General features: G+C 41.2%; 6 protein-coding genes. All 6 read left to right on the top strand.

Annotation, left to right across the window (positions count from 1 at the left end; genetic code table 11):
- Positions 1–832: sulfate ABC transporter substrate-binding protein (locus tag HMPREF0023_RS08185; RefSeq protein ID WP_008941790.1), on the top strand; the 832-nt coding region annotated here is incomplete at its 5' end.
- Between the two features lie 36 nt (positions 833–868).
- Positions 869–1,471 (top strand): RBBP9/YdeN family alpha/beta hydrolase, encoded by a 603-nt coding sequence (locus HMPREF0023_RS08180; RefSeq protein ID WP_008941789.1) that lies wholly within the window; start codon positions 869–871, stop codon positions 1,469–1,471.
- 71 nt (positions 1,472–1,542) lie between these two features.
- Positions 1,543–2,376, top strand: coding sequence for a sulfate ABC transporter permease subunit CysT (gene cysT / locus HMPREF0023_RS08175; protein WP_004640046.1), 834 nt, complete (start codon positions 1,543–1,545; stop codon positions 2,374–2,376).
- Positions 2,373–3,257 (top strand): sulfate ABC transporter permease subunit CysW, encoded by an 885-nt coding sequence (cysW, locus tag HMPREF0023_RS08170; RefSeq protein WP_008941788.1) that lies wholly within the window; start codon positions 2,373–2,375, stop codon positions 3,255–3,257. Before cysT ends, cysW begins: the two co-directional genes overlap by 4 nt.
- Before the next feature lie 4 nt (positions 3,258–3,261).
- Positions 3,262–4,335: a sulfate/molybdate ABC transporter ATP-binding protein gene (locus HMPREF0023_RS08165; RefSeq protein ID WP_008941787.1), complete on the top strand. Its 1,074-nt coding sequence runs from the start codon at positions 3,262–3,264 to the stop codon at positions 4,333–4,335.
- A 156-nt stretch (positions 4,336–4,491) separates the two neighbouring features.
- On the top strand, positions 4,492–5,415 hold the full coding sequence (locus HMPREF0023_RS08160; RefSeq protein ID WP_008941786.1) for a CysB family HTH-type transcriptional regulator: 924 nt from the start codon (positions 4,492–4,494) through the stop codon (positions 5,413–5,415).
- The last annotated feature ends 56 nt before the right edge of the window (positions 5,416–5,471 follow it).

Genomic DNA, 5,471 nt, shown 5'->3' with positions numbered 1-5,471 from the left:
TTTCAAACAATCACATGGTGGTTCTGGTAAACAAGCACGTGCCGTTATTGATGGTCTAAATGCCGATGTCGTAACTTTAGCTTTGGCTGCGGATATTGATGAAATTGCCAAAAATGCAAAATTGCTACCTAATGATTGGCAGAAAAAATTGCCAAATAACTCAACGCCGTATACGTCTACCATCGTATTTTTAGTACGAAAAGATAATCCTAAGCAAATTAAAGATTGGGGTGATCTGATTAAGCCGGGCGTAGAAATTATTACGCCGAATCCAAAAACGTCAGGTGGCGCTCGCTGGAATTATTTAGCAGCTTGGGCTTGGGCAAAACATCAGCCCAATGGTAACGATGCCAAAGCACAAGAATTTGTCCGCCAAATATATAAACAGACCAAAGTACTTGATTCTGGTGCACGTGGTGCAACAACCACATTTGCTGAGCGCGGCATTGGTGATGTTTTATTGGCTTGGGAAAATGAAGCGTTCCTTGCAATACGTGAACAACCAAACAAATTTGAAATTGTCGTTCCTTCGCTCTCGATTTTGGCAGAGCCTCCCGTTGCAGTGGTAGAAAAAAATGCGACTAAAAATGGCAACCTACAAATTGCACGTGGTTATTTGAACTACCTCTATTCACCAGCAGGTCAGGAAATCGCTGCACGTCATTTTTACAGACCACGTAATGCCGATGTACTGAAAAAATACCAAAGCGTATTTAAGCCGCTCAAACTGATCACCATCGACAAAGAATTTGGCGGCTGGACCAAAGTGCAGAAACAGCATTTTGATAATGGCGGAATCTTTGATCAGATTGTTAAAGCAAACAGCCGATAAGAATTACTTTTAGAAGAAATTCTCAGGAGAGCAGACATGGTTCACACTTTAATTGTTCCGGGTGTAGGTGGTAGCGAAGCACAGCATTGGCAGTCTTGGTTACAGCAACAACTGGTGTCTAGCTCTCGTGTACAACAAAAATATTGGGATCGACCAGTATTAAGTGAATGGGTTACCGAGTTTCTCAGCGCATTAGAAGCAATCAACTCTCCAGTCCAAGTTGTTGCACATAGTTTTGGTTGCTTAACCAGTGTCGCAGCACTTGCAGAACATCCTGAATTGCAAGCTAAAGTAAAAAATCTAGTGCTAGTCGCTCCAGCAAATCCTGCACGTTTTGGTGAAAGTGGTTTTGCACGCCACAGTTTGACTGACTACAAACAATATTTTCATCAACTTCAAATTGATTTACCGACGACTTTATTGATCAGTGAAAATGACCCATGGTTAGGTTATGTCGATGCTTTACAACTCGCACAAGCATGGGAGCTCACCCCGATCAATTTAGGTGCTGTTGGTCATGTCAATGTGGCATCAGGATTTGGTCCGTTTCCAGAAATCCTGAATTACTTATTGCCTGAAAAAAACATGCAACCGCGAACTCGAATGCCTCAGGCAAATTTTAATGTGAAATTTGCCTAACTCTCGCTCCTTATATTTTTATATTTAGCTTATTTGCTTGTTTAGCAAACATTTCTCTTTGAGGAAATATCATGTCGCAGCGTTCCCGAGTGCTGCCTGGGTTTGGCCTATCCTTAGGCTTTACCCTCGCTTACGTGTCTTTAATCGTACTGATTCCTTTATCAGCCGTCTTTATCAAATCTTTTGGAATTGGTTGGGATGGATTATGGGAAATTCTAACGTCTGAGCGAATCTTAAAATCATTACAACTCAGCTTTAGCGCTGCGCTGATCGCTGCTTTTGTCAATGTGATCTTTGGTTTACTCCTAGCGTGGTGCTTAGTTCGCTATAGCTTCCCTGGTAAAAGAATAGTAGATGCTTTAGTCGATTTACCCTTTGCCTTACCTACAGCAGTTGCAGGTATCGCGCTCACCTCACTCTATTCTAAAAATGGATGGATTGGACAATATCTTGAACCATTAGGAATTCAGGTTGCCTATACTCCGATTGGTATCACGTTGGCATTGATTTTTATTGGTTTACCGTTTGTTGTTCGTACTGTACAACCCGTTTTGAGTGATATTGAAACCGAATTGGAAGAAGCTGCTTCCGCATTGGGTGCAAATCGTTGGCAAACCATTACCAAAATCATTTTGCCTATCTTATTTCCTGCCTTACTGACTGGTTTTGCTCTAGCCTTTGCTCGTGGCGTAGGAGAATATGGCTCTGTGATTTTTATTGCGGGCAATATGCCTTATAAAACTGAAATTGCGCCTTTAATGATTATCTCTCGTTTAGAAGAATATGATTATGCTGGTGCAACCACCATTGCTGTGGTCATGCTGATTCTCTCTTTTGCCATTTTATTCTTAATTAATTTAATACAGGCATGGGCGAGTCGTCGCACAGGGAGAGTTGCACAATGAGTTTAAATAACAATAGCAATTCTTTAGCACTCAAATTACAGGCTCGAGATGCAACTCGTGAGCCGACTTGGGTCCGCTATAGCTTGATTGGCATTGCACTTATCTTTTTTCTAAGTTGCTTAATCTTGCCACTCATTTTGGTTTTTGCAGAAGCATTTAAGCAAGGTCTAGCCGTTTATATCAATGCTTTAACCGATGCAGATACCTTATCAGCAGTGAAATTAACGTTACTGACAGCAGCGATTGCCGTACCAATTAATGTGATATTTGGTGTTGCTGCAGCGTGGTCTGTCGCTAAATTTCAGTTTCGTGGTAAAGCCATATTAACCACCATTATCGATATGCCCTTTTCAGTATCACCGGTCATTGCTGGTTTAATGATTGTTTTAATTTTTGGCTCACAAGGCTGGATCGGTGGTTGGCTCATGGATCATGACATTAAGATTCTATATGCCGTACCTGCAATTGTCCTCGCCACAATCTTTATTACCGTTCCTTTTGTGGCTCGGGAACTCATTCCATTAATGGAAGCCCAAGGTACTGAAGAAGAAGAGGCTGCCATCGTATTGGGTGCCTCTGGTTGGCAAACCTTTTGGAGAGTGACGCTACCGAACATCAAATGGGGTCTTATCTACGGTGTCATTCTGTGTAATGCCCGTGCGATGGGTGAGTTTGGTGCAGTCTCTGTTGTTTCAGGACATATTCGCGGTGAAACCAATACTTTGCCTCTACATGTTGAGATTCTCTACAACGAATATACCTTTAGTGCTGCATTTGCTGTGTCTTCATTACTGGCATTTTTAGCAATCATCACCTTGATCTTGAAAACTTGGTTGGAAATCCGCCAAGAACAAGCAAACAGCCAACCCATTAAGGAATGAACACATGAGTATTCAAGTTAAAAATATTGAAAAACACTTTGGTGCATTCCATGCGCTAAAAAATATCTCTTTAGATTTTCCTGAAGGTGAATTAGTTGCCTTACTGGGTCCTTCAGGCTGTGGAAAAACCACATTATTACGCATTATTGCAGGCTTAGAGTCAGCAGATGGCGGTCAAGTGTTACTTGAAGGTGAAGATGCAACCGACATCCACGTACGCGAACGCCAAGTAGGTTTTGTGTTTCAGCATTATGCACTATTCCGTCACATGACTGTTTTTGACAATATCGCATTTGGTTTACGTGTCCGCCCGAGAGCAACTCGACCATCAGAAGCCGAAATTAAAAAACGTGTAACGCGTTTACTTGACCTCGTTCAACTAGGCTTTTTGGCGGATCGTTACCCTGCTCAGCTTTCGGGTGGGCAACGCCAACGTATTGCTCTTGCACGTGCGCTTGCAGTTGAACCCCGTGTGTTATTACTGGATGAACCTTTTGGTGCTTTAGATGCTAAAGTTCGTAAAGAACTACGTCGTTGGTTACGCACCCTACATGATGAACTACATATCACGTCTATCTTTGTAACCCATGACCAAGAAGAAGCATTAGAAGTTGCTGATCAAATCATCGTCATGAACAAAGGAGATGTTGAGCAAATTGGTTCTCCCCGTGAAGTCTATGAAAAACCAGCGACGCCATTTGTATTTGATTTCTTGGGTCAAGCAAATCGCTTCGAAGGCGAACATACTGGCGGTATTATCCGTATCGGTGATGATCGCATTCAACTACCATCAACGGTACAAGCACCTCAAGGTAAAGTGATTGCATTTGCAAGACCAAATGAATTGCATATTCACGCTCAACCTCAAGCAAATGCCATTGAAGCAACATTTTTACGCGAAGTATGGATTGCGGGTAAAGTCATCGCTGAATTACAAGATCGCAGTGGACGTACTATCGAAATTTTATTAAGTGTAGAGGAAGCAAACTTACATCAATTCAAACCGAATCAAACGGTTTGGATTAGTGCTGCTCAGCTTCATTTATTTGCAGATCAAACAAGCATACAAGTTGCTTAAAAATCACTCTCCCCACCTTCCGTTGAAAGGAAGGTGCCCACAAAAGCAATAAATCCCATGCTTTTTTGGAATTTTCCCTTTATTAAATGGGGATTTAGGGGAATTTAGAGATAAAATGCTTTCGAATTACCATGCTTTTGCAAGGAACAAATATTTATGAACTTTCAACAACTCAGAATTATTCGAGAAACTGTTCGTCAAAACTTTAATCTCACTGAAGCATCAGCAGCACTTTACACCTCACAATCTGGCGTGAGTAAACATATTAAAGACCTGGAAGATGAATTAGGCGTACAGCTCTTTGTCCGTAAAGGAAAACGTTTATTAGGCTTAACTGAGCCCGGACAATCTTTACTGAATATTGTTGAACGTATGTTAGTTGACGCAGACAATATCAAGCGTCTTGCAGATGACTTTAACAAAGTGGATGAAGGAACGCTTACCATAGCCACTACACATACGCAGGCACGTTACGTACTCCCGCCGATCGTAAATCAATTTAAAAAACTATTTCCTAAAGTTCATTTGGTTTTACAACAAGCAAGTCCTGTAGAAATCGCTGAAATGCTTCTTCAAGGTGAAGCCGATATTGGTATTGCCACTGAATCTTTAACCACAGAAGAAAACTTAGCAAGTGTTCCTTATTATGAATGGCACCATAGTATCATCACACCTAAAGATCATCCTTTAAGTAAATTAGATCACATCAGCCTAGAACTGTTGGCTGAGTATCCATTGATTACTTATCATGGGGGCTTCACGGGTCGCTCTAAAATTGATAAAGCATTTGAAGATGCACATTTACATGCCGATATTGTGATGTCTGCCTTGGATGCCGACGTCATTAAAACTTATGTCGAATTGAATATGGGTGTGGGTATCGTCAATGATGTCGCTTATGATGCTGAACGAGACTATCGCCTACAACAAATTAAAACTGATATATTTGGTGTCAATACCACTTGGATTGCCGTACGCAAAGGTCATCTACTACGTGGTTATGGTTATGAATTTATTTCACTCTGCTCGCCAACCACAGACATCAAAGCACTGAAAAAAGTGGCTTATCCTGAAGAGTAAATTTGTATAAGTATCTTGTAATTGGAAAAATTATAAATAAAAAAACGAGCGTAGCG

It is taken from the genome of Acinetobacter sp. ATCC 27244, assembly GCF_000156555.1.
GTDB classification, from domain to species: Bacteria; Pseudomonadota; Gammaproteobacteria; order Pseudomonadales; family Moraxellaceae; genus Acinetobacter; species Acinetobacter haemolyticus.
The sequence above is the reverse complement of the archived record's forward strand: the minus strand, read 5'-3'. Positions and strand labels throughout refer to the sequence as shown.